The sequence below is a fragment of the Burkholderia contaminans genome (genome assembly GCF_029633825.1).
Classification (GTDB): Bacteria; Pseudomonadota; Gammaproteobacteria; order Burkholderiales; family Burkholderiaceae; genus Burkholderia; species Burkholderia contaminans.
In genome coordinates, this window is the sequence record NZ_CP090641.1 from 2,563,072 (window position 1) to 2,586,589 (window position 23,518).

At 65.3% G+C, this 23,518-nt stretch carries 24 protein-coding genes; 9 read left to right on the forward strand and 15 right to left on the reverse strand.

What is annotated here, in order from left to right:
- Positions 1–55 precede the first annotated feature (55 nt).
- The gene (locus LXE91_RS29220) at positions 56–352 is read left to right on the forward strand and encodes a hypothetical protein (RefSeq protein WP_039344872.1); all 297 of its coding nucleotides are present in this window, start codon (positions 56–58) and stop codon (positions 350–352) included.
- 208 nt (positions 353–560) lie between these two features.
- Here LXE91_RS29220 and LXE91_RS29225 read toward each other — a convergent pair whose 3' ends face one another.
- The 4 genes from LXE91_RS29225 to LXE91_RS29240 form a co-directional block, all read right to left on the reverse strand.
- A complete protein-coding gene (locus LXE91_RS29225; protein ID WP_039344869.1) occupies positions 561–1,802 on the reverse strand; it encodes a metal-dependent hydrolase family protein in 1,242 nt (413 codons plus the stop codon).
- A gap of 12 nt (positions 1,803–1,814) precedes the next feature.
- The gene (locus LXE91_RS29230) at positions 1,815–3,131 is read right to left on the reverse strand and encodes an MFS transporter (protein ID WP_039344866.1); all 1,317 of its coding nucleotides are present in this window, start codon (positions 3,129–3,131) and stop codon (positions 1,815–1,817) included.
- Between the two features lie 138 nt (positions 3,132–3,269).
- Positions 3,270–4,181, reverse strand: coding sequence for a LysR substrate-binding domain-containing protein (locus tag LXE91_RS29235; RefSeq protein ID WP_039344863.1), 912 nt, complete (start codon positions 4,179–4,181; stop codon positions 3,270–3,272).
- A 105-nt stretch (positions 4,182–4,286) separates the two neighbouring features.
- Positions 4,287–4,760 (reverse strand): cupin domain-containing protein, encoded by a 474-nt coding sequence (locus tag LXE91_RS29240; protein ID WP_052760177.1) that lies wholly within the window; start codon positions 4,758–4,760, stop codon positions 4,287–4,289.
- A gap of 152 nt (positions 4,761–4,912) precedes the next feature.
- On the opposite strand from LXE91_RS29240, the gene LXE91_RS29245 reads away from it, so the two are divergent.
- The 3 genes from LXE91_RS29245 (at position 4,913) to yfcF (ending at position 7,058) form a co-directional block, all read left to right on the forward strand.
- A complete protein-coding gene (locus LXE91_RS29245; RefSeq protein WP_052760178.1) occupies positions 4,913–5,656 on the forward strand; it encodes an AraC family transcriptional regulator in 744 nt (247 codons plus the stop codon).
- Between the two features lie 215 nt (positions 5,657–5,871).
- Entirely contained in the window at positions 5,872–6,282 is a 411-nt protein-coding gene (locus LXE91_RS29250; protein ID WP_039344965.1) for a TIGR02594 family protein, read from the forward strand.
- A gap of 143 nt (positions 6,283–6,425) precedes the next feature.
- The gene (gene yfcF / locus LXE91_RS29255; protein WP_039344860.1) at positions 6,426–7,058 is read left to right on the forward strand and encodes a glutathione transferase; all 633 of its coding nucleotides are present in this window, start codon (positions 6,426–6,428) and stop codon (positions 7,056–7,058) included.
- A 1,201-nt stretch (positions 7,059–8,259) separates the two neighbouring features.
- On the opposite strand, the gene LXE91_RS43785 is transcribed toward yfcF, so the two are convergent.
- The 6 genes from LXE91_RS43785 to LXE91_RS29280 all read right to left on the reverse strand — a co-directional run bounded on the left by LXE91_RS43785 (position 8,260) and on the right by LXE91_RS29280 (position 14,122).
- The gene (locus tag LXE91_RS43785; RefSeq protein ID WP_113976497.1) at positions 8,260–8,586 is read right to left on the reverse strand and encodes an integrase core domain-containing protein; all 327 of its coding nucleotides are present in this window, start codon (positions 8,584–8,586) and stop codon (positions 8,260–8,262) included.
- Positions 8,486–9,922: an efflux transporter outer membrane subunit gene (locus tag LXE91_RS29260; RefSeq protein WP_039344857.1), complete on the reverse strand. Its 1,437-nt coding sequence runs from the start codon at positions 9,920–9,922 to the stop codon at positions 8,486–8,488. Before LXE91_RS29260 ends, LXE91_RS43785 begins: the two co-directional genes overlap by 101 nt.
- Before the next feature lie 19 nt (positions 9,923–9,941).
- Positions 9,942–11,516 (reverse strand): DHA2 family efflux MFS transporter permease subunit, encoded by a 1,575-nt coding sequence (locus LXE91_RS29265; protein WP_039344854.1) that lies wholly within the window; start codon positions 11,514–11,516, stop codon positions 9,942–9,944.
- Positions 11,517–11,529: 13 nt separating this feature from the next.
- Positions 11,530–12,624 (reverse strand): HlyD family secretion protein, encoded by a 1,095-nt coding sequence (locus LXE91_RS29270; RefSeq protein ID WP_039344851.1) that lies wholly within the window; start codon positions 12,622–12,624, stop codon positions 11,530–11,532.
- 64 nt (positions 12,625–12,688) lie between these two features.
- Positions 12,689–13,120, reverse strand: a complete 432-nt coding sequence (locus LXE91_RS29275; protein ID WP_039344962.1) for a MarR family winged helix-turn-helix transcriptional regulator — start codon at positions 13,118–13,120, stop codon at positions 12,689–12,691.
- 81 nt (positions 13,121–13,201) lie between these two features.
- Positions 13,202–14,122 carry a LysR family transcriptional regulator gene (locus LXE91_RS29280; protein WP_039344849.1) on the reverse strand — a complete coding sequence of 307 codons (921 nt, stop codon included), beginning with the start codon at positions 14,120–14,122 and terminating at the stop codon, positions 13,202–13,204.
- Positions 14,123–14,213: 91 nt separating this feature from the next.
- On the opposite strand from LXE91_RS29280, the gene LXE91_RS29285 reads away from it, so the two are divergent.
- The 3 genes from LXE91_RS29285 (at position 14,214) to LXE91_RS29295 (ending at position 16,520) form a co-directional block, all read left to right on the forward strand.
- The gene (locus LXE91_RS29285) at positions 14,214–14,642 is read left to right on the forward strand and encodes a MarR family winged helix-turn-helix transcriptional regulator (RefSeq protein ID WP_039344846.1); all 429 of its coding nucleotides are present in this window, start codon (positions 14,214–14,216) and stop codon (positions 14,640–14,642) included.
- 188 nt (positions 14,643–14,830) lie between these two features.
- Complete coding sequence (locus tag LXE91_RS29290) at positions 14,831–16,078, forward strand: aconitase X (protein WP_039344841.1); 1,248 nt, start codon at positions 14,831–14,833, stop codon at positions 16,076–16,078.
- Positions 16,071–16,520 carry an aconitase X swivel domain-containing protein gene (locus LXE91_RS29295; protein ID WP_039344839.1) on the forward strand — a complete coding sequence of 150 codons (450 nt, stop codon included), beginning with the start codon at positions 16,071–16,073 and terminating at the stop codon, positions 16,518–16,520. Before LXE91_RS29290 ends, LXE91_RS29295 begins: the two co-directional genes overlap by 8 nt.
- 21 nt (positions 16,521–16,541) lie before the next feature.
- Here LXE91_RS29295 and LXE91_RS29300 read toward each other — a convergent pair whose 3' ends face one another.
- Genes LXE91_RS29300 through LXE91_RS29310 form a run of 3 tightly spaced genes read right to left on the reverse strand, consistent with a single transcriptional unit; the run spans position 16,542 to position 18,866 of the window.
- Positions 16,542–17,144, reverse strand: a complete 603-nt coding sequence (locus LXE91_RS29300; protein ID WP_063779050.1) for a hypothetical protein — start codon at positions 17,142–17,144, stop codon at positions 16,542–16,544.
- Complete coding sequence (locus LXE91_RS29305; RefSeq protein WP_223274273.1) at positions 17,141–17,824, reverse strand: hypothetical protein; 684 nt, start codon at positions 17,822–17,824, stop codon at positions 17,141–17,143. The genes LXE91_RS29300 and LXE91_RS29305 overlap by 4 nt, the downstream gene beginning before the upstream one ends.
- Positions 17,784–18,866: an AraC family transcriptional regulator gene (locus LXE91_RS29310; protein ID WP_039344833.1), complete on the reverse strand. Its 1,083-nt coding sequence runs from the start codon at positions 18,864–18,866 to the stop codon at positions 17,784–17,786. Before LXE91_RS29310 ends, LXE91_RS29305 begins: the two co-directional genes overlap by 41 nt.
- 85 nt (positions 18,867–18,951) lie before the next feature.
- On the opposite strand from LXE91_RS29310, the gene LXE91_RS29315 reads away from it, so the two are divergent.
- Complete coding sequence (locus tag LXE91_RS29315; protein WP_039344958.1) at positions 18,952–20,985, forward strand: NADPH-dependent 2,4-dienoyl-CoA reductase; 2,034 nt, start codon at positions 18,952–18,954, stop codon at positions 20,983–20,985.
- Positions 20,986–21,180: 195 nt separating this feature from the next.
- Here LXE91_RS29315 and LXE91_RS29320 read toward each other — a convergent pair whose 3' ends face one another.
- Complete coding sequence (locus LXE91_RS29320) at positions 21,181–21,585, reverse strand: DUF2471 family protein (protein ID WP_039344831.1); 405 nt, start codon at positions 21,583–21,585, stop codon at positions 21,181–21,183.
- Positions 21,586–21,749: 164 nt separating this feature from the next.
- Positions 21,750–22,643, reverse strand: coding sequence for a LysR family transcriptional regulator (locus LXE91_RS29325; protein WP_039344829.1), 894 nt, complete (start codon positions 22,641–22,643; stop codon positions 21,750–21,752).
- An 86-nt stretch (positions 22,644–22,729) separates the two neighbouring features.
- Between LXE91_RS29325 and LXE91_RS29330 the strand changes: the two genes are divergently transcribed.
- The gene (locus tag LXE91_RS29330) at positions 22,730–23,515 is read left to right on the forward strand and encodes an NAD(P)H-dependent oxidoreductase (RefSeq protein ID WP_039344826.1); all 786 of its coding nucleotides are present in this window, start codon (positions 22,730–22,732) and stop codon (positions 23,513–23,515) included.
- Positions 23,516–23,518: the final 3 nt, after the last annotated feature.

The window sequence follows — 23,518 nt, forward strand, 5'->3', positions numbered from 1 at the left end:
GGGCGGCAACCCATACGACCCGCTGACCACCACCAACTCACCCAAGGAGTCGGAAATGGCTGACGCCAATACTAAGCCACGTCGTAGAAAGAACAAACCGGTCAACATGCAAAAGACGTTTGAGCTGGTCCTGCGCAACTACCCGGACCTTCCCAAGCGAGGCTGGCCGTATCTGCCGTGGATGAAGGCGATCGATATTGATTTCAAGATCTTCGGATTCAAGCCTGGCGACCGCGTATACGTGGACGCCAACTACGCGACCCGGCAGATCACGATCACGCCGGATTACAGCCAGTTGGCGTTGCGAGAGCAGCCGTACCACGATTCTGACCGTGGACCGTCGCCGCTATAACGCCTGCAAGGGCCGCTTGATGCGGCCCTAGCGAGTGGAATGCAGGCGTTTCCCGAATGCGACTGACTGCCGGGGCGACACCGCCCCGGCCATTGCCGCAAACGCCGCGACTCACACCTCCAGCCACCTTCAACAACTGTCACGACCGCAAGGCTCGTGAGGCGACACGTCGCCTGCCGAAACAGCCGAATGGCGTCAAATCATCAAATCAACGCCCGCCGGCTTGCCGCTTCACAAGCGTCCCCCGCTGCAACACATACTCGACCCGTGCGCCTTCATCGGCCACGACTCCGATATCCTCAAGCGGATTCCCATCCAGCACGACGAGGTCGGCGATCGCCCCCACGGCAATCACCCCAAGCTGCCCCTGCATATTGACGATCTCCGCCGCCACGGTCGTCGCCGATCTAAGCGCTTCCAGATTCCCCAGCACCTCCGCCCGAATCCGAAACTCTCCGCTTTGAAACGCGTGCATTTCCCCGAGCAGATCCGACCCGAACCCCATCTTCACGCCGGCGTTCGCATAGATTTCCAGCGATTCGCGTCCTTTCTGCTGAACGGAAGCCACCTTTGCCACCGATTCGGGCGGCATCCCGAACTCTGCGCCGTGTTTGGCCAGCGCGTCATAAGTGACAAGCGTAGGCACCACAAACGCCCCATGCTCATGCATCAACTTCGCCGCCGCCTCATCCACGAGATTCCCGTGCTCGATCGTCCTAACCCCACAGCGCACCGCCCGAGCAATCGCCCGCCCCGTATACGCATGCGCCATCACATAAGTATTCGCTGCCTCGGCCTCATCCACGATGGCCCGAATCTCATCCTCCGAATACTGCGTGTTCGCAATCGGGTCGGTCGGCGAAGCCACGCCACCTGACGCCATGATCTTGATCTGCGTCGCGCCTTTCTGAATTTCTTCACGCACCGCAAGCCGCACACCTTCGACCCCGTCCACCACCCGCGCAATCGCCCCCGTCCTGAAACAGCAAGAACAAGGCTCCAGCAAATCCCCGCGAGGCCGAAAATCCCCATGCCCACCGGTCTGCGACAACGCCTTTCCCGACGGAAAAATCCGCGGCCCCGACACCAGCCCGGTTTCGACAGCCTGCATCAAGCTCCAATCCGCGCCCCCTGCATCCCGCACGCTGGTAAACCCACGCGACAACATCGCATCGAGAATCGGCAACGACCGAATCGCCGCAAGAATATTCGGCTGCGTCGCATTCACACCGAGGTTCGCATTCGAAGCCAGCACGTGCACATGGCAATCGATGAACCCCGGCATCACGGTCTTGCCGCGCACGTCGATCGCCTGCGCATTCGGCAAATCCACCGGCCGATCGGTGACTTCGACGATCCGTTCGCCGTCGATCACGACATGATGATGTTCGAGCAGCACGCCCCGTTCGAGATCGAGTACGTTGCCGCCTTGAAGCACGGTAATGGTCATGGAGAGGGATCCTTATCGATTGACGGAAGCGGCCCGCTTCGCATCCTTCACGAAGCGCGTGCCGACGAAGCTGACGGCCGCCGCGAGCGTCACGTAGAAGGCCGGCGCCATGTTGCTGCCGGTGCGGGCGATGAGCCACGTGATCAGGAACGGCGCGAAGCCGCCGAAGATCGTGACCGCGAAGTTGTAGGCGACGGACAGCCCGGTCGACAGCACCTTGGTCGGGAACAGTTCGGCGAACGCCGCGAGGATCGGCCCCGTGTAGGTCGCGATCAGCACGCCGAACACGGCCTGGAACACGAGCAGCGACGTGAACCCGGGCGCATGGTTGATCCACGCGAACATCGGCCACGCGAGCACGAAGATGGCCAGCGCCGATCCGGACAGGAACACGCGCCGTCCCCACACGTCGGCGAGCCGGCCGACGATCGGCGAGCAGCACATGATCATCAGCCCGCCGACCATGCCCGCCGCGAAGCCGGTCGATTGCGGCAGATGCAGCGTGCGCACGGAATACGTCGGCATGTAGAAGAGCAGCACGTAGGTGCAGACGGTCCACAGAATGACCATCGAAAAGCTCGCGAACGTCTCGCGCGGGTAGGTGGACAGCACTTCCTTCAGCGGCGAGCTTTCTTTCGCCTGCGCTTCGACGGCACTGAACGCGGGCGTCTCGTCGATATGGCTGCGGATGTAGTAGCCCACGGGCCCGACGATGATCCCGAGCAGGAACGGCAACCGCCAGCCCCAGCTATGCAGCGCCTGCGCGTCGAGCGACGTCGTGACGAAGGTGCCGGTCGCGGCGCCGAGCAGCACCGCGAAGCCGATGCTCGACTGGATCCAGCTCGAGTAGTACGCGCGCTTCTCCGGCGGCGCGTATTCGGTGAGGAACGCGGTGGCGCCGCCCATCTCGCCGCCGGCCGAGAAGCCTTGCAGCAGCCGCGCGACGACGATCAGCAGCGGCGCGGCGATACCGGCCTGTTCGTAGGTCGGCGCGAGCCCGATGAGCGCGGTGCCGGCGGCCATCATGAGGATGGTGAGCGACAGCGCGGCCTTGCGGCCGACCTTGTCCGCGTAGATGCCGAGCACGATGCCGCCGACGGGCCGCATGAAGAAGCCGACGCCGAACGTCGCGACGGTCAGCAGCACGGACGTCAGTTCGTTGCCGGTCGGAAAGAACAGTTTCGCGATGATGACCGCGAAGAAGCTGTAGACGGTGAAGTCGAACCATTCGAGGCCGTTGCCGATCACGGTCGCGACGATGGCGCGGCGGCGCTGCTGCACGGCCGCGTCGACGGCAGGCGCGGCGCGCGGGGAAAGCGTTCCTTGCATGGTCTCTTCCTCTATCCGAATCAGAAGACGGGACGGCTGCCCCGCGTGAATCCATGCTAAAGACAGCCGGATTTTTTTCTGAAACGAAAGATTCGCATGCACGCATGCGCTGGGCGCATGCGTTGCGTTCCGGATGGGTCAGGGCGCCGTCTGTCGCTCCGCCTGTTCGAACAGCCAGCGGGTGAACAGGCGTGCGGCGTGGTTCTGCGCGCGGTCGTTGGGCGAGATCACGTAGTAGCCGCCACCGTTGCTCGCGGATGCGTCGGTCACGCGCACGAGCAGCCCGGCCTCGATGCACGCGTCGATCATGTAGCGCCAGCCGAGCGACACGCCCTGGCCGAGGATGGTCATCTGCACGATCTGCGGATACGAGTTGATGGTGATGTCCTGCGGCTGCGCCTTCTGCCGGTCGATGTCGTTCTGGTCGAACCATTCGGACCACGACATCCACTGACGCTGCCCGTCCTCGAGGCGCAGCAGCGTCTCGTGCGCGAGATCGGCCGCGTCGAGCGTGCGGCCGGCCAGGTAATCCGGCGCACAGACGGGAAACACTTCCTCGTCGAAGAGGCGCCGCGCGGTGTATTCGGCGGGGGCCTGCTGGCGCACGTAGTAGATGCCCACGTCGAACTCCGCCGGCGACATCGACGCGAGCCCGTCGCGCACGATCAGCCGCAGCTTGATGTTCGGATACGCGGTGCGAAACGCGGGCAGGCGCGGCGTGAGCCAGAGCAGCGCCACGCCGGACGAGCATGCGATCGTCAGTTCGAGATCGCCGTAGGGCTTCATCACGTCGTGCGTGGCTTCCGCGCACTGCGTGAGGAGGTGATGCACCTGCGCCGCGTATTGCTCGCCGGCGATCGTCAGCCGCAGCGAACGATGTTCGCGCACGAACAGCGAGCGGCCGAGGAATTCCTCGAGCTGCTGGATCTGCCGGCTGATCGCGCTTTGGGTCAGGTGCAACTCGGCGGCCGCGCGCGTGAAGCTCGCGTGCCGCACGGCGGCTTCGAACGCGACGAGGCACTGGAGGGGCGGCAGGGGCGTGATGCGCATGGCGGGCGTGAGGGTGGTGTGGCTCGCGACATCATAAGCGGGGATCGCGACGGAATCGCAACCCCCCGCATGAGTGAAAGCCCGACCCTCTGCAGCGTGCCCGCCTCAAGCCGCCGGCAGGTAGCGCAGCTTGTACTTGCGTTGAAGCGCGGCAAGCGCGTCGGCGGAAGGCTTGCCGGGGGCCGCCAGCCGCACGAGCTCGCCCGCTTCCTTGAAGAACCCTTCCGCCCCGCCGGGCGTGAACGTCGTCAGGAATCGGCAGGGCGCCGTGCCGGCATTGTGGAATTGCTGGGTGACCCCCTTGGGCGCGACCACATAGCTGCCCGCCTTTGCGGTGTACTGAACCTCGCCGATCTGCATCGTCAGCTCGCCTTCGAGAATGAAATTGTTCTCGTCCTCGTCCTCATGGATGTGCAACGGCACGGTTCCGCCGGGGGGCAGCACGGTTTCCATGAGCGAATAAGCCCCGCCCGTTTCGGCGGCGAAAACCTTGATGTTCATCCGGGCGCCCGACGGATGCAGGACAGGGTGTCCATCGGCGGATTCGATCATGCGCGCGATCGTGGTGGCGTCAGTCATTCGTTCTCCAGTGGCATGGGGCAGGGGGACGGAGGCGTCCGTCGTTCGGCATGCAGGTTACTGGAGGGGTAGGCTTGCGGATATCGTGTATTTTGACAAAAAATAGGTGTAACTCGACAAACCGTGGTGTGCATCTCCTCGCGCTTCGACTGATGACCTTTTCCGTGACCGCAGCGCGCTTCGGCGCCTTGAGTGAAAGCGTGGCAGGCCGCCGCCATACCCATCCTGACGGGCAGCTGGTTCTGTCGCTTCAGGGTGTGGTGGCTTGCGAGGCGCGCGATGCGCATTGGATCATCCCGCCGCATTGCGCACTGTGGCTCCCGGCCGGATTGCCTCACGTCAGCCGCGCTTCGCCGGCGGCCGAAGGGTGCTTCGTCTTCATTCACCCATCGGTGACGGGGCTGCCGGATGAATGCCGCACGCTGCGCATCAGCCCGATGCTGCGCGAGATCATCGTCGAATTGGCAAACAGGCCACCCCAACCCGGCGTCAGGCGAGACGCGTTGATGGTCGAGCTGTTGATCGAAGAGCTCGCCATCATGGAGCGGGTGGACACGCACTTTCCGATCCCGAGGCACCCTCGTATCAGGCAGATCGCGCAGGCGCTGATCGCGTCGCCGGGCGATCGCCGTACCGTGGAAGAATGGTCCCGCCACGTCGGCATGGGCGAGCGAACGTTGTCGCGGCGCTTGTTCGAGGAGACCGGCATGTCGTTCGGCAAATGGCGGCGGCAGTTGCATCTGATGGTCGCCCTCGAGGCGCTGGCGAAAGGCAGAAGCGTGCAGCAGGTCTCGGATGAACTGGGCTACGAGGCCGTGACGAGCTTCATCAACATGTTCAAGCAGGCGCTGGGTACGACACCCGCGAAATACCGCGCGCTTCAACCCAGGCCGTAGTGCGCCCCGGCCGCCGAACGCCGGCATGGCGAAGCGCGCCACCGGAGCCGGTCGGCAAGCCGGTCCCGTATGGCGGATGACATTGGGTCGCGTTGACGGCAGGCTCGTCGCCCTGCGCGATTCATGCGACGATTGGCGATCAATCTCCATGAATCGAGGCAGACGTGACCCGATCAACCTCCGAGAGCAAGCCGGACGCCGCCCATCCGCCGTGGATGCCCGTCGCGATGGCCGAACTCGGCATTCGCCGCCATCCTCCCGGAAGCGTCAACCCGCGCATCGTCGAATACAACAACCAGACGAACCTGGTCGGCTACGACGACAAGATTTCCTGGTGCTCGTCGTTCGTCAACTGGTGCATGACGCACGCCGGCGTTCGCGGCACGGGCTCCGCGCTCGCGCGCTCGTGGCTCGAATGGGGCCGGCCGCTGGAGCGCCCGGTGTACGGCTGCATCGCGATCCTCACGCGCGACGATCCCGCGAGCTGGAAAGGGCATGTCGGGTTCTACCTGCGTCACGACGACGAACAGGTATATCTCTTCGGCGGCAACCAGCTGGAAGAAGTCCGCGAGCTTGCGTACCCGTTGACCGAAGTGATCGGATACCGCTGGCCCGACGCCGGATGATCTCGCCGCGGCAGCGGACACAAAACTGCAATCAACGGCGCATCTGCTGCTGCTAACCTGTCGCACAACCGCATCGACCCACCCGAAGCCTGTCGGCGCATCAACGAGCCGCCGCCGGCCTTCGCACCCACAAGGAGCCAGCAGTGCAAACCGGTCATCTCCGTCTCTACGCCGATACGCAATACGCGAGCCCTTACGCGATGTCGGTTTTCGTTGCGCTCGAGGAAAAGGCGCTGCCTTACGAACTGGTGACCGTCGATCTCGGCAACCGCGCGCATTTTGCGCCCGACTACGCGGCGACGTCGCTGACGCAACGCGTGCCGACGCTCGTGCACGACGATTTCGCGCTGTCGGAATCGTCGGCGATTACCGAGTATCTCGACGAGATCTTCCCGGGCACGCGGCTCTATCCGGTCGAGCCGCGCCAGCGCGCGCGGGCGCGGCAGGTGCAGGCGTGGCTGCGCAGCGACCTGATGCCGGTTCGGACGGAGCGGTCGACCGAAGTGCTGTTCTACGGGCCGTCGAGCGAGCCGCTGTCGAGCCTGGCGCAGGCGGCCGCGCAGAAGCTGTTCACGGCCGCCGACAAGCTGCTCGCGCCGGGCGCGGCCAACCTGTTCGGCGAGTGGAGCATTGCCGATGTCGATCTTGCGGTGATGCTGAACCGGCTGGTGCTGAATGACGATCCGGTGCCGCAGCGCCTCGCCGACTATGCGCGGGCGCAGTGGGAGCGGGCGTCGGTGCAGCGCTGGGTGAAGCTGAAGCGGCCGCCGCTGTAATTCGAGGAGGCGGTGGCGCAGGCACTCGACCAATTCAGGCGGTCCAGGGACCAGGGCGCCTAGAATAGTCGAGTGCTCTCCTCAGTGATTGCCTGGGTGGTGGGTTCTTTTTCGCATTTTGCGAATATGCGAAAACGCCACCGTCGCAACCGCTGAAAATGGTGGTTTGGCACGATGCACGGCCCGGTAAGCCTTATGCGCCGGAGCTTTCCAGCCTTCGGCCGTAGCCAGACTGGAAGCGGCCAACGTGTTTCCGGTTTAACGCGTTAACGTACTCGTACGCTACGAGGCTTGTGAGGTTTGCGAGGCGCCGGAGTCCCGAGTATCTGCGCGACCTTCTTGTCGTACTCCCAGCGAAGCAGGTCGTATTCATATATTGTTCGGTGACTCCTGTACCTCGTGACATATGAGTATCCCGCTTCCAGCCTCTGGAGTTGATGCCATTGGTCCAACGTCTTGCAGGGCATGAGCTTAATCATTTCATACGCAGACTTCCTGGCAGACGGGGAACAACCAAAAGCTGAGTACGACAAGGCTGCATAGACCCTGCGGCCCTTATCTTCGTGACTTAGAAACGGCAGAAGGCGAGCGGCAAGCTCGGTATGCGGCGCGCACGCCGACCCATTGGAATCAAAGTAGATAGGTCTGCGCGTCGTAAGCGCTAGCGTTCCTACTAAATCGCACCAATTGATACAGCCCAGAGCCTTGGCAATGACCTCTTGCGTACGTTGGAGGCCCAGAGGGCGTGCCTCGCTGTCGTTCGCCGCCGACGCGTAGCTCAAGCAATAGAACTGAAAGGCCTTATGTAGTGCAAGGGCGTTCTCTTTTGCTTCGGCGATGCTGAAAAATGGGAGTATGTGCACGTCGAACCTCTTGTCTTGATGCGGGTCGACGGTTGCTCGCTCACCTGGGACCCGCTACAAGAAGCTGGTGCAATGGTATGGAAATGCGGCAGAGCCCGACTGGGTTTCTCCATTCGCGAGCGGAACGCTATCTGCGAAGCGTTGGCCTCCATTGTGAGCGAATGAACCTGCTTAATGCAAGGGCAGCCAATCCAATTGCATTTGTTGGCCACTGGCTCGCTGCTCGCAAGGCGCACCTCGGTATCTGCGCAGTTTTGAGCAGATACTCCCGGACATCAGAGGTGGCCTCGCTCGTTCGGACAGATTTCTGAGATTATTAAGTGGGCCGTCCGAGGTAATCATGCTGCCGATTTGATCGCAGGCAGCGTCGCGAAGTATGCCTCATCCGGTGTCTGATCCGCCAGGCTCGAATGGGGTTGTTTTCGGTTGTACAGCTCACTGTATTCGACGATGGAACGTAAGGCGTGGCTGACCGACTCGTATGCTTTCAGATTGTGTAATCTTTTCTTACGCGGAGTCGTATCGTGCAGGGCAGTGGTGCGCCAACCCTGCACAACCGGGCGCTCAGTTCTTCGCCACCGCAACCACCCCGGGCCCACCCGCCGTATCATTCCTGCTCCACCCACCCCCAAGCGACCGATAAAGCGCCACCGCCGCCAGCGCATGCTCGCGCTTGACCTGATTCAGCGAATCCGAATCCCGCAGATACACCTCCTGCGCGGACAGCACATCCAGAAAATCCGTCGCACCGCCCTTATAGAGCTGATTCGCCAATCCGAGCGCTTTATCCGACGCAGAAAGCGCGCTACCGAGCTTCTGCGTTGCCTCATCGGAGCTGACGAGATTCGCGCGCGCATCCTCGACTTCCCTCAACGCCTGCAGCATCGTCTGCCGTAGCCCGAGTTCCGACTCGCGCATCCGGCTTTCGCTCTGCGAGATGTCGGCGGTAATGCGCCCCGCATTGAAGATCGGGCTCGTCGCGCTCAGTGCCGCGCTGAACAGGTTATCGGTCAACGTCGGCAAGCCAAGATACGAAGCGGCCAGAATCCCGTCCGTCAGGTTCAACGAAAACTTCGGATACCGCTCGGCCTTTGCCACGCCGACTTGCGCGGCCCGCCGCTCGACCTGCGCATAAGCCGTCAGCACATCCGGCCGCCGCAATAACGCCTGCGAAGGCAGCGTCCCCGGCGCGCCAACCGGCGGCGCCGGAATTTCCCCCGCCTGCGCCAGCACGAGCCGATCGACCGATTCCGGCGTCCGCCCCGAATACACCGCGATCAGATTGAGCTGATGCGCGATCTGCGCCTGCGTCGGCGGAATCCGCGCTTCGAGCGCATCGAGCTGATTCTGCGCACGCGTAACGTCGAGCTCGGTCGACAGCCCGAACGCCTGCCGCTTGCGCGTGAGTTCGAGCGCATGCTGCCGGATCTTCGCGTTGTCCTGCAGGATCTTCAGTTCCTGCTGCGCCCAGCGCAGATCGACATACGCGGAAGCCGCATCGGCCGCGAGCGCGAGCCGCATCGCGTCTTCCGCATGTTTCTGCCCGACGAGCTCGGCCTGCGCGGCCAGCAGATCGAGCCGTTCGCCGCCGAACACATCCGGCGACCAGCTCAGCGCGAGCCCCGCGCCGGCCTGCCGCACATACCCGAGCGGCGGCGGCGTGTTCTGCCGTGCGTCGGCCGCATGCGCGGTCGCATCCAGTTCGGGCAGCAGCACCGCGCGCTTCTGCACGGTCAGCGCCTGCGCCTGCTTCACGCGTTCGGCGGCGGCCTGCAGATCGAGGTTGCCGTCGAGCACGGTGGCGATCAGCCGGTCGAGCACGGGATCGTGGAACTGCGCCCACCATGCGGCGGCGTCGATGTCCGCGCGCGGCACATCGGTATCCCAACCATCCGCTGCGAGCGTTCGAACCGATTCCTGAAGCGCCGGATGCTGCGCGGGCTGCACCGCACATCCTGCGGCGAGGGCGCTGACGGCGAGGGCGACGAGAAGTTTTTTCATGATGGTGATGACCTCAACCTCAGTGCGCGTCCGGCGGCGGCGCGTTCAGGGAAATGGGTTTGGAGAAGACGACCGCGATCAACGCGACGACGAAGCACAGCGACAGCGCGTAGTACGCATCCGCATAGGTGAGCGTCAGCGCTTCGCGATAGATCAGGTGGTGCAGGTTCGCGAGCCCGGCTTGCGCGGTGTCCAGCGTGTTGCCGGCCACGGACGACCAGTACGCGGCCTGCCGATCGAGCAGCGACGCGACCTGCGGCTGGCCGGCGCTCACGTGCTCGTTCAGGCGCAGGTAGTGAAAGTTCAGCCGGTCGTTGAGCATCGTCGCACTCACCGCGATGCCGATCGCCCCGCCGAGATTACGCATCAGGTTGAACAGGCCGCTCGCCGATTTCAGGCGCGACTGCGGGAGCGAGCCGAGCGCCATCGTTACGATCGGCGGCACGCTGAACTGCTGGCCGATGCCGCGCAGCGCCTGCGGCAGCAGCAGTTCGCGCCAGCCCCAGTCGTGCGTGATCGGCGTGTACAGATAACAGCCGAGCCCGAAGCAGATCAGCCCGAACACGAGCAGCGAACGCAGGCTGAAGTAGCGCGCGGCGAACGCATACGCACAGAGCGCGACCAGCTGGAACGCGCCGACCGACAGCAACGCGATGCCGATCTGCAGCGAGCTGAACGCACGCACCTGCGCAAGAAACAGCGGCGTCAGGAACACGGTCACGAAGATCCCGATGCCGGTCACGAACGACAGCAGGCTGCCGATCCCGAAGTTGCGCACGACGAGGGCGCGCAGGTCGACGATCGGGTCCTTCGCGGTCAGCGCATGCACGATGAACAGGAAGCCGCAGATGCCGGAAATCCACGCACAGATCACGATCGCGTCGTCGCCGAACCAGTTCTTGCGCGGGCCTTCTTCCAGCACATATTCGAGGCAGCCGAGGAAGCCCGACATCAGCACGATGCCGAGATAGTCGCCGCGCTTGATGAGGCTGAGGTCGGGTTCGTCGATGTGCACGTAGCGCGGCACGAGCGCAGCCACCGCGATGCCCGGCACGAGGTTCAGGTAGAACAGCCAGTGCCACGACCATTGATCGGTGATCCAGCCGCCGATCACGGGGCCGATCGCGGGGGCGAGCGACGCGAGCGCGCCGATGGTCGTCGACGCAATCAGCCGCTGCTTGCCGGGGAACAGCACGAACGCGGTAGTGAACACGGTCGGGATCATCGCGGCGCCGAGCGCACCCTGCAGCCCGCGAAACAGGATCATCGAGTTGATGTCCCATGCGACGCCGCACAGCATGCTGGTGATCGTGAAGCCGACTGCCGATGCGGCGAACAGCCAGCGCGTCGACATCACTTTCGACAGCCAGCCCGACATCGGGATCACGATGATCTCGGCGATCAGGTAGGCCGTTTGCACCCACGACAGTTCGTCCTGGCTGGCGGAGAGACCGCCGCCGATGTCGCGCAGCGACGATGCGACGATCTGGATGTCGAGCGTCGCCATGAAGAAGCCGATGCACATCAGCGCGAACGCGAACACGCGCTGCTTGGTCGGTTGCGACGCCGGGTCGCCGGAAAACGCGGTGGTCATCGTCGTCTCCCGCTCAGTTCGCGCGGTCGGTATGCACGGTCACGACCGCGGAGAGCCCGGGGCGCAGCACCTGCTCGAGGCCCGGCTGCGGATCGAGATGCACGCGCACGGGCACGCGCTGGACGATCTTCGTGAAGTTGCCGGTCGCGTTCTCGGGCGGCAGCACGCTGAAGGTCGCGCCGGTGGCGGGCGCGAGGCTGTCGACGCGGCCGTGCAGTTTCGTGCTCGACGCATCGAGCGACACGTCGACGCGATCGCCCGCGTGCATCTTGCGCAGCTGGTCTTCCTTGAAGTTCGCGTCGATCCACAGGCCGGACGCCGGCACGACCGTCAGCAGCGGTGCGCCGACGTTCGCGAGCATCCCGACGCGGCCCGTGCGATTGCCGACGTAGCCATCGACCGGCGAGCGGATCGTCGTGTATTCGACGTTGAGCGCGGCGACGCGCTGCGCGGCAAGTGCAGTGTTCACGCGGGCCCGCGCATCGGCGAGCTGCGCGCCGAGCACGTCGAGCTGCCGCTTCGACGCGAGCAGCGCGGCGTCACTGCGCTCGACGGCGGCGCCGGCCTTCGAGTAGTCGGCGTCGGCACGTTCGACGATCTGGTTCGACACGGCGTCGGATTTCACGAGCTCGCGGTAGCGCACGCGATCCGACGCGGCACGCGTCAGCTCGGCCGACGACGCGTTCTTGTCGGCCGCCTGCTGGCCGATCACCGCGTATTGCAGTTGCTGCTTCGCCTCGAGTTCGGTCACGGCGGAGCGGGCGCTGTCGACTTCGGCGCTGGCCTGCGCGAGCTTCGCGTCGTAGTCGCGCGCGTCGAGCTGCACGAGCACGTCGCCGGCCTTTACGCGCTGGTTGTCGGTCACGAGGATCTTGTCGACGAAGCCGTTGACCTTCGGCGCGAGCACCGTCACGTCGCCGCCGACATACGCATCGTCGGTGCTCTCCTGAAAGCGCAGCACGAACAGCCAGTCGAGCGCGGCGGCGACGACGACGACGGCGACGGCACCCACCGCGATGCGCATCCACGGCACGCGGCGCTGTTGCTTCGCGGGCTGGTCGAGTGTGGCTGCTTCACGGGATGAGGCAGCGGCTTGGGTCGTATCCATCGATTCACCTATGTATATGCACTTATCAAGTCGATCGACGGCATGTCGTCGATCGGGGAAGGGGCTAGCGTTCCGGCAGGTTGTGCGTGATCCGGAACAATTCGTCTCTCAGGCGGGCCGCCTGCGTCGACCCGAACCGCTGCTCGAACGCTTCCTGCGCGGCGAGCCAGTGCACCTGCGCGTCGGCGACCTTCGTTTCGCCGTGCGCGGTCAGCGCGAACGTCTGGCGGCGGCACCGCGGCTCGATCTGGCCCGCCACCAGCGCCGCGCCGACGAGCGGCTTGAGCGCGCGCAGCAGCGCGGTGCGTTCGATCACCAGCACGGTCGACAGCGTCGCCATCGTCAGGCCGGGCCGGTCGCGCAGCAGCGCGAGAATGCTGTACTGCGACGGCGTCACGCCCGCCTGCGACAGGTAACGCTCGTAGAACTGCGAGATCCGGCGGGCGGCTTGGCGGACCGCGAAGCAATCGTCATCGGTGAGCGTCATCTTGTGCATGTACACATGTTAGGGGGCAATGCCGCCCGGAGCGAGCGGCGGGGCGCGATCAGATTGTTGCCGCGGCCGTACCAATCGGCGTCAGGCTGCAGCCGGGACGATCCAGCCTTCGCGGTCGCAATAGGCGGCCGTGTAGTCGATGAATGCCTTGACCTTCGCGGGCAGCAGCGCGCGGTTCGCGTAAGCCAGTTTGATCTCGACGAACTTGTCGACGAGGTCGGCATCCGCGAGCAGTTGCACGAGCGCGCCCGACGCGAGTTCGGCCTGGACGAGCGTTTTCGGCACGACGCCGATGCCGAAGTCGTGCATCACCATCTCGCGGTTGAAGACGGGGCTGTTCGACGAGATGTCGAAGCGGAACGGCACGGTCAGCAGGTCGCCGTCGACGCGGAACGACAGCGCGGGCCGGCGCAGCGACGGCGACATCGGCACGAACAGATGGTCGGCGAGATCCGCCGGCGCGACCGGGTGGGAATGGGCGCGCAGGTACGCGGGTGTCGCGACGATCACGAGCGGAATCCGCTCGATCATTCGCACGACGGTCGATTCGTTGGTCAGCATGTACGGCACGACGATGCCGATGTCATAGCCTTCGCCGACGAGATCGACCGGGCGCTCGGTCAGCGTCACGTCGAGGCGCACCTTCGGGTGTGCGGCCTTGAAGCCGGCGATCAGCGGTACCAGCCGGTTCAGCGCGGCCGTCGTGTGCGCGACGAGCCGCAGCAGGCCTTCGGGTTCGCGCGTGGGCGCCTGCGCTTCCGCTTCGAGCGAGTCGAGTTCGTCGAGCACGGCCGCGCAGCGCTCGTAGATGCGCTCGGCCGTTTCGGTCAGCGACACCTGGCGCGTGGTCCGGTGCAGCAGCCGGCTGCCGAAACGTGCTTCCAGATCCGCGACCGCGCGCGACACGACAGGCCGCGCGAGGCCATGCATGTCGGCGGCACGCGTGAAGCTGCGCATCTCCACCACCGACCGGAAAATCCGCAGCTTGTCGATGTAGTCCATGTCCGTCTCCTTGACGCGAGGGCCGGCCGCCGGCCTTGTTACGGCGGAGTGTACATTGACTTTATGCATATGCACATTTAAATTGCGAAACATGAACGACACCTCGATTGCCCAAGCGTGCCACTGTCTCGCGCTGCGCCAGGCGGCGCGCTTCGTCACGCAACTGTACGAGCGCCATCTGGCCCCGGTTGGCGTCACGCCCGCCCAGTTTTCGATCATGGCGAACCTGACGCGCCAGCCCGGCCTGTTGATGAGCGAACTCGCCGATGCGCTCGTGATGGATCGCACGACGCTGCTGCGCGCGCTGAAGCCGTTGCAGCGCGACGGGTTCGTCGCGACGGCCGCGTCCGAGCACGATACGCGTGCGCATGCGCTGAGCCTCACGAAGCTGGGCGAGCGCACGTTCGCCGAAGCGAAAGTCGCATGGCAGGCCGCGCAAGACGAATTCGAGACGCGGTTCGGCCGCGATCGCGCGAAGGCGCTGCGCGACGAACTGTTCAGTGTGACCGCGGAACGCTAGACGGCGGGCTGGCGGCAAACTGGAGCGGAATTCGAGCCATTGGTCGCTTCCGTGGCGCTCAGTGGCGTAAATTGGTTTTTGAAACTGTCCGGATCGATGGCGATCTGGACAGTTTTTATTTCCAGTTGTAGAGTCCCCTGACGGATTTCACGAGCCGGCGCCGCCGGCACGCGTCAGAGGAGCAACCGATGCTGCAGTTGAGTGACCGCGACAGCGCCATGCTGCGCGGGGATTTCGGCGACGGCGTCGCGCGCGCGATGCGGATCGTCGCGCGCACGGCGCAAGTGATGTCCGCGCCACGCCTGATCGACATCACGTCCGCCCATATCGACGGCTGCCTTTACCACGGCCAGACCAGCCTCGACTTCGTCGAGTATTTCGTCGATACGGGCGCGAAGGTCGCGGTGCCGACCACGCTGAACGTCGGGTCGCTCGACCTGATCCATCCCGAGCTGTACCACGGCGACCGCACGATCCGGCGCGATGCGCAGCGCCTGATGGACGCGCATCTGCAGCTCGGATGCGAATCGAGCTTTACGTGCGCGCCCTATCAACTGAAGAACCGTCCCGCGAAAGGCGAGCAGATCGCATGGGCAGAATCGAACGCGATCGTGTTCGCGAATTCGGTGCTCGGCGCGCGGACGAGCCGGTACGGCGATTTTCTCGACCTGGCTGCCGCGATCACCGGGCGTGCGCCGTACGCGGGGCTGCATGTCGAAGCGAACCGCGCCGCGCGGATCGTGTTCAACGCACCGGATTTCAGCCGCCTGGCGTCGCGCGACATCCATTTCGCCGCGCTCGGGCTCCTGATCGGGCGGATCGCGGGCGCGGTGGTGCCGGCGATCGTCGGGCTGCCGGCGGACACCACGGAAGACGAACTCAAGGCGTTGGGCGCGGCTGCCGCATCGAGCGGCGCCGTCGCGCTGTTCCATGCGGTTGGCGTGACGCCCGAGGCGCCCACGCTCGACGCCGCGTTGCACGGGCAAGCGGCGCAACGCACGGTCGATGTCACGATGGCCGATCTCGACGAGATTCGCCGCACGCTGAACCACGGCGCGGCCGGCGATGCGCTCGTCGCGGTGGCGCTCGGCACGCCGCATTTCTCGCTGGCCGAATTCCGCACGCTCGATACGTTGCTCGACGCGTTCGACGGCAAGCCGGCCTGTGATTTCTACGTGAACACGAGCCGGTTCATCCTGTGGGAGCTGGAAGAAGCCGGCCTCGCGGAGAAATTCGCCGCACGCGGCATCCAGATCGTCGTGGACACCTGCACGTACATCACGCCGGTGATGAAGCAACTGTCGGGGCTCGTGATGACCAATTCGGGGAAATGGGCGTCGTATGCGCCCGCGAACATCGGCGTGATGGTCGCGTACGGCAGCATGCGCGAATGCGTTCGTTCGGCATACGAAGGAAAGGTGCGATTCGATGACTGACGCCACGCACAAGGGTTTGACGGGCGACACGCTCGTGCCGGGCAGCGCGTGCGCGCGCCCGTTCGTGCTCGACAAGCCGCTCAGCTTCTGGGGCGGCTACGACTCGGGCGCAGGAAAGATCGTCGATCGCGGGCATCCGCAGGCCGGTGCGAGCCTCGCCGGCAAGGTGATGGTGATGCCGCACGCGAAGGGCTCGAGTTCGAGCAGCAGCGTGCTCGCGGAAGCCGTGCGCAACGGCACGGGGCCGGTCGCGATCGTGCTGAAGGAGCGCGACCTGATCATCTCGATCGGCGCGATCGTGGCCGCCGAGCTGTATGCGATCGCGGTGCCGGTGGTGTGCGTGAGCGATCACGTGTACGACGCGATCGTCGCCGCGACGGGGGACGTGCGGATCGAAGCGGAAGAAGGGGATGGCGGCGCGAGGATTTGCGTCGACCTCTGACGTTTCGTGCGCGGGATCGGCTCAGATGAAGCGAATGTGCGACGTTTCTTCGTTCGAGAGCGACAGTGCGTGCCGGGCAGCATTCATCTCGCGCTTGCCGCCTGGCTGCCTGAGCCGCCGGATCTCGGGCCACAAGATTGCGCCGAACACGGTGCGCAGGATCGTGCTCAGCAGGAAGAGCGCGATCGCGGCGCCGCCGAACCACGTGGATATCTCCAGCACGCTGTCCGTGCTGCGTTCCGTCGCGGACACGAGGCCGATGGTGATGGCCATGGCGACCAGCATGCCGATCGTTACGACGATATCCATGCGGGCAGCCGCGACTTTCGCAGTGCGAACGAGATATACCGAGCCGTCGGTCGCGTTGCGGATAGCGTAGATGGCGCGGCGATCCCGATCTTGCGTGTATGCAACGGTCAACCGGTCGCCCGCGACGATGAACACGCTTCGCGTGCTGTCCGTCCTGAGCGTGAGCGGTGCGTCGACCGTGTCGAGCTGGAGCGCAATCTCCTCGATGCTTTGCGTGGTCATGCCGAGGTTGTTGCTCCAGACCTTCGTACTGATCGTGTTCTGGCTGACCGACGTCACGCAACCGGACGCGATCTGCATGGTGCGATCGCTCATCCGTTGCTCCTTTCCGCCGTGAAACTGGCCGGTTCGTATTGCCACTTTTCCTGGGCTTCGCGCCGCTGGGGCCGGAAGACCAGTTCGGACAGGCCGGCGATCGCGAGCAGGGTGCCCAGCAGGCTGATGATGCCGACGACCAGGGTCACCGCGCCGACGAACGCCCAGCCCGATTTGAAGGCGGCGCCGTCGATCAGCAGGCTCAGCATGAAGATGCATGACGCCCAGATGAGGAGCGACACGTTGCTGCTCTTTTGCCTGAACACGTTGTAAGGAGCGATTGCGACGTCGTTGCCTTTGATCCACGCGATGCTGCGGCGACCGCGATCGTCGAAGACACACGCGCGCACCGCCATCCCGGGCTTCAATCGATCGATCTGCTTGAACGCCTCCGCATCGATATCGTCCGCCGCGATGAAGTAGCACGCGCCCTGCATCGTCAGGCGATACAGCGGCACCTTCTTGATATCGGACGCGACACGAATGAGGTTCGTGTCGATACGGTCGATCGTCGCATCGATCAGGGCGGTGTGATTGGGCATGGGGCGGGAGAGTGCGCCGGCGGGCGCCGCTTTGGCGTGGCATTGATCATACCGATGAAATGCCGCGCAGGCACGTCGTGCCGCCCGCAGCCCCGCATCATTCGTGCGACGTGCCCGCGGCGGCGTCCCGATACGCACTCGGCGTCTGCCCGGCCCAGCGCCGGAACGCGCGCGTGAAATTCGCCGGGTCGGTGAATTGCAGCCGCTCGGCGATCGTCTTCAGGTCGAGATCCGACGCGGCAAGCAACTGCTTCGCGTCGCGAAACCGCGCTTCGTCGAGCAATTGCCGATAGCTCGAACCGGCTTCTTCCAGCCGGCGCCGCAGCGTGCGTGTGGATACGAGCAGCGCGTCGGCAAGTGTCTCCGGCCCCGGGTAATCGCCGGCGCCGCGTGCCAGCTCCGCGCGCACGCGTTCGACCAGGTCGCCTTCCTCCTGGCGCACCTGCGCATATTCACGCTCCACCTGCACGAGTGCCTGCCGGTGCGCGACTTCATCCGCGAGCGGCAGCGGCCAGTCGAGCACGTCGCGCGCGATCCACAGCGCGTTGGCGGCGCAGCCGAATTCGACCGGCGGGAGCTGGTCGCGATAGCGCGCGAAATAGGGCGGCTCCGGCCACGCGAATTGCAGCTTGATCGGCGGCGACACGCGCCCCGCCCATTGAGAGATGTTCTGCGCGAGCCCCGTCAGTACAAATTCGAACATCACGTGATGCTGCAGCACGGGGCTCGCCTGCACGCCGTGCAGTTCGAGCGTCGCGCCGCGTTCGTCTTCTGCATAGGTCAGCCGATATTGGCGGTTGCGCATCCGGAAGTAGCGCTGCGTGACGGAGAGCGCTTCGCGGATGTCCCGCGCGGTCAGGGTCGCATAGCCGAGAAAGCCGTGCACGGTCGGCTTCAGCAGCAGCCCGAACGCGAGCCCGATGCCCGGATCGCCGCTGATCTCGATCGCGTTGAGCACGAGCCGCCCCCATTGCGACGGCGCGACGCGCGCGTCCGGTTCGGCCAATACCGCGTCGCGCAGGCCGGTGCCGGCGCGCACGGCGGCCAGGTCGACACCGCGCGCGGCCAGCGCCTGCAGCAGCAGGCGCGGATAGGCGACCGGAATCGTCGGCCGGCGCAGCCCGAGGCGATCCTTGGCGAGAGGGGAGGTCATGTCGTCTTGGCCGGAAATGACAAGCATTATGGCTGTTTGCCCCCTCACGTTCAAGGCGGCGCGCGCCTACGATGTCACGCATCGCTCATTGGCACGAATTGGCACGCTCATCATGACCACGACCTTTCCCCACCTGCTTGCCCCGCTCGATCTCGGCTTCACGACGCTGAAGAACCGCGTGCTGATGGGCTCGATGCACACGGGCCTCGAGGACAGCCGCAAGACGCTGCCGCGGCTCGCCGAATATTTCGCCGAACGCGCGCGTGGCGGCGTCGGCCTGATCGTGACGGGCGGCTTCGCGCCGAACGTGGCTGGCTGGACCAAGCCGTTCGGCGGCACGCTGATGACGTCGGCCGCTGCACGGCGGCATCGCGAGATCACGCAGGCCGTGCACGCGGAGGACGGCAAGATCGCGCTGCAGATTCTGCACACCGGTCGCTACGGCTATCACCCGTTCGCGGTCGCGCCGTCGAAGATCAAGTCGCCGATCTCGCCCTTCGCGCCGCACGAACTGAGCGCGCGCGGCGTCGAGCGGCAGATTCGCGCGTTCGTCCGCTGCGCGAAGCTCGCGCGTGAAGCCGGGTACGACGGCGTCGAGATCATGGGCTCCGAAGGCTACCTGATCAACCAGTTCATCTCGATGCATACGAACAAGCGCACCGACCAATGGGGCGGTTCGTACGAGAACCGCATCCGGCTGCCGATCGAGATCATCGAGCGCACGCGCGAAGCGGTCGGCCGCGATTTCATCCTGATCTACCGGCTGTCGATGCTCGACCTGATTCCGGACGGCAGCGACTGGAGCGAAACCGTGCAGCTCGCGAAGGCCGTCGAGCGGGCAGGCGCGACCATCATCAACACGGGGATCGGCTGGCACGAGGCGCGGGTGCCGACGATCGCGACGTCGGTGCCGCGCGGCGCGTTCGCGTGGGTGACGAAGAAGATGAAGGGCGAGGTCGGCATTCCGCTCGTGACCACCAACCGGATCAACCGCCCCGAAGTGGCCGAGCAGATCCTCGCGGACGGCTGCGCGGACATGGTGTCGATGGCGCGCCCGCTGCTCGCGGATGCCGAGTTCGTGGTCAAGGCCGCGCAGGGCCGTGCCGACGAGATCAATACGTGCATCGGCTGCAACCAGGCGTGCCTCGATCACGCGTTCAAGAACAAGATCGCGTCGTGCCTGCTGAACCCGCGCGCGTGCCACGAGACGGAGCTGAAATACACGCCCGCCGCGCAGCCGAAGCGTATCGCGGTGGTCGGCGCGGGGCCGGCCGGGCTCGCGTGCTCGACCGTGCTCGCGCAGCGCGGCCATCAGGTCGACCTGTTCGACGGCGCGGCCGAGATCGGCGGCCAGTTCAACATGGCGAAGCGGATTCCGGGCAAGGAAGAGTTTCACGAAGCGCTGAGCTACTTCGGCCGCCAGGTCGAACTGACCGGCGTGAACCTGCACCTGAACCGCCGCGTGGACGCGAGCGACCTGATCGCGGGCGGTTACGACGAGATCGTGCTCGCGACCGGCGTCGCGCCGCGCGACCCGAAGATCCCGGGGCAGGACGGGCCGAACGTGCTCAGCTATATCGACGTGCTCGCGGGCAAGCGGCCGGTCGGCCGGCGTGTCGCGGTGGTCGGGGCCGGCGGGATCGGCTTCGATGTCGCCGAGTATCTGGTGCAGGAGGGTGAGTCGCCGGCACTCGACCTGGAAGAGTGGAAGGCCGAGTGGGGCGTGACCGACCCGGTCGTGACGCGTGGCGGCGTGACGCGTGCGCAGGTGACGGCGCCCGCGCGCGAAGTGACGTTGCTGCAGCGCAAGGCCGCGCCGCTCGGCAAGGGGCTCGGGAAGACGACCGGCTGGATTCACCGCGCGACGCTGAAGATGAAGCAGGTGAAGATGATCGGCGGCGTGAACTATGAACGGATCGATGCGCGCGGGCTGCACGTGTCATACGGCGAGCAGCGCACCGATCACGAGCTGATCGAAGCCGACACGATCGTGCTCTGCACGGGGCAGGAGCCGCAGCGCGCATTGCTCGCGCCGCTGCAGGCGGCGGGGCGCTCGGTGCACCTGATCGGCGGCGCGGAACTGGCCGCCGAGCTCGACGCGAAGCGCGCGATCGATCAGGGCTCACGGCTCGCCGCGCGGCTATAACGGGCGGCTGCCGCAATGGCCACCCGAAGGTACGCCGCGTGGCGGTGATCCGCTTGCGCGGCGGTTCCTGGCCCTTCGGTTGATGCACTGATTCGCGGGCGCAGCGCTGCAACGAGCAGCAGCGCCGGCCGCGCCGCCACGCAATGTGGCGGCGCTACGCCGACAGACCGTGGCCGCGAACGGCCATCACATCGCTCACGCTGCTTCGGCGCGTTCTTCCTCTTCCGCTTCCAGCATCGCCTTGACGATCAGGTAGATGGCCGGCAGGTCGTCGTCGTCGCGGCGCCAGTCGACCGGCTCCTCGACATCCGCGGCGACCAGGCGGCTGTCGCGCAGCCGGATGAACGCATCGACGACGGCCGGATCGTTGCGGCTCAGGAAGCCGGCATTCGAGAATGCCAGCTCTTCGACGTTCAGCAGTGCCTGCCAGCTCATCGTGCGGACGGCCGCGGGATGGGTGCGCCGCCGCAGGCCAAGCGCCCGCTGCGCGGGGCCACCCGCGACACGTTGCAGATCGACGACCGCCCGCTGCGCGGCGCGCTCGAAGTGGACGGGGTTGAAGCCGGGTTGCTCGGGATCGAATGCGGATGCCTGGAACATGGTCGCCTCACAAAAGTCCGTTCGTCTGTGAATGACGGAATTCGGGTCAAATGGTGCAAAAGCACTGTAAATATATACAGTGTTTGGCGCGGTTTCAAGCCCCGGATGAAGGATTTCGTGCGATGGCGATCGAAGCGGGCGGCAGCACCGGGCAGGCGAACCATCTACACCGCTGCCGCGATCGTCTCCCGCAACCACCGGTGCGCCGGATCGCGATGCACGCGTTCGTGCCACAGCATCGACATTTCGTAGCCGGGCACCTCGACCGGCGCTTCCACCACCCGTAATGCGGGGACGTCGCGCACCAGCCGCTCGGGCACCATCGCGACGAGATCGGTGCTGGCCACGGCCGACATCACGAACAGGAAATGCGGCACCGACAGCACGACGCGCCGCGTGGCGCCCGCCTTCGCGAGCGCTTCGTCCGTCACGCCGAAGAAGCCGCCGCCGTCGGGCGACACGATCACATGCTCGAGCGTGCCGAACTGCGCGAGGCTCGGGCGCCGCTTCAGCTTCGGGTGGCCGGCGCGGCCGATGAGCACGTAACGCTCGGCGAACAGCGGCAAGCGCCGCATGCCGGGCGGCGACCCTTCGGTCGTATGGAACGCGAGATCGATGCCGTTTCGTTCGGCATCCTGCTCGATACGAGGCGGCACCAGCTCGACCACGGCGACGCGTGTGGCGGGCGCGGCCGAACGCAGCGTGTTCAGCGCGGGCAGCACGATCGTCGATTCGCCGTAGTCGGTCGCGGCCACACGCCACGTGTTCGTCGCGGTCGCGGGATCGAACGGCGTGGCCGGAACGACCGCGCGCTCGACCGCTTCGAGCGCATCGCGCAACGGTTCGCGCAGCGCTTCCGCGCGCGCGGTCGGCCGCATTCCACGCGGCCCCGGCAGCAGCAGCGGATCGCCGAACACGTCGCGCAGCTTCTGCAATTGCACGCTCACCGACGGCTGCGACATGTTCAGTTTTTCGGCCGCACGCGTGACGTTGTGCTCGGCGAGCAGCACGTCCAGCGTGACGAGCAGATTGAGATCGAGTCGCCTGAGATTATTCATGGCTATACCTGGAATATCAGGAATTCATTTCAAATATACCGTTGGCAGCGGCATCCTGCAGTCATTCAATCAACGGAGTACCGAACATGAATGTGCTGATCGTCTATGCCCATCCCGAACCGCGTTCGCTGAACGGCGCATTGCGCGACTTTTCCGTTGCGCATCTCGAAGGGTCCGGCCACGCGGTGCAGGTGACCGACCTGTATGCAATGAACTGGAAGGCTGCGTTCGACGCGGACGACTTGACCGGGCGTGAGCCGGACGCTCGTTTCGACCCGTCGAACGACTCGAAGCACGCGTTTGCAACCGGCACGCAGCGCGAAGACATCGCGCGCGAGCAGGACAAGCTGCGGTGGGCCGATGCGGTGATCCTGCAGTTCCCGCTGTGGTGGTTCTCGATGCCGGCGATCATGAAGGGCTGGTTCGAACGCGTGTATGCGTGCGGCTTTGCCTACGGCGTGGGCGAGCATTCCGATACGCATTGGGGCGATCGTTATGGAGAAGGCTCGTTTGCCGGCAAGCGCGCGATGGTGATCGTCACGGCAGGCGGATGGCAGTCGCATTACAGCCCGCGCGGCATCAACGGACCGATCGACGACGTGTTGTTCCCGATCCAGCACGGGATGCTGTATTACCCGGGCTTCGACGTGCTGCCGCCGTTCGTGATCTACCGGACGGGGAAGATGAACGACGTGCGCTTCGACGAAACGCGTGCGGCGCTCGGCCGGCGCCTGGACGAACTGTGGACCACGCAGCCGATCCCGTTCCGGCGGCAGAACGCGGGCGATTACGAGATTCCGGCGTTGACGCTGAAGGACGAGATCGTGCCGGGGAAGGTGGGGTATGCGGTGCATCTGGCGCACGAGGGCTGATCG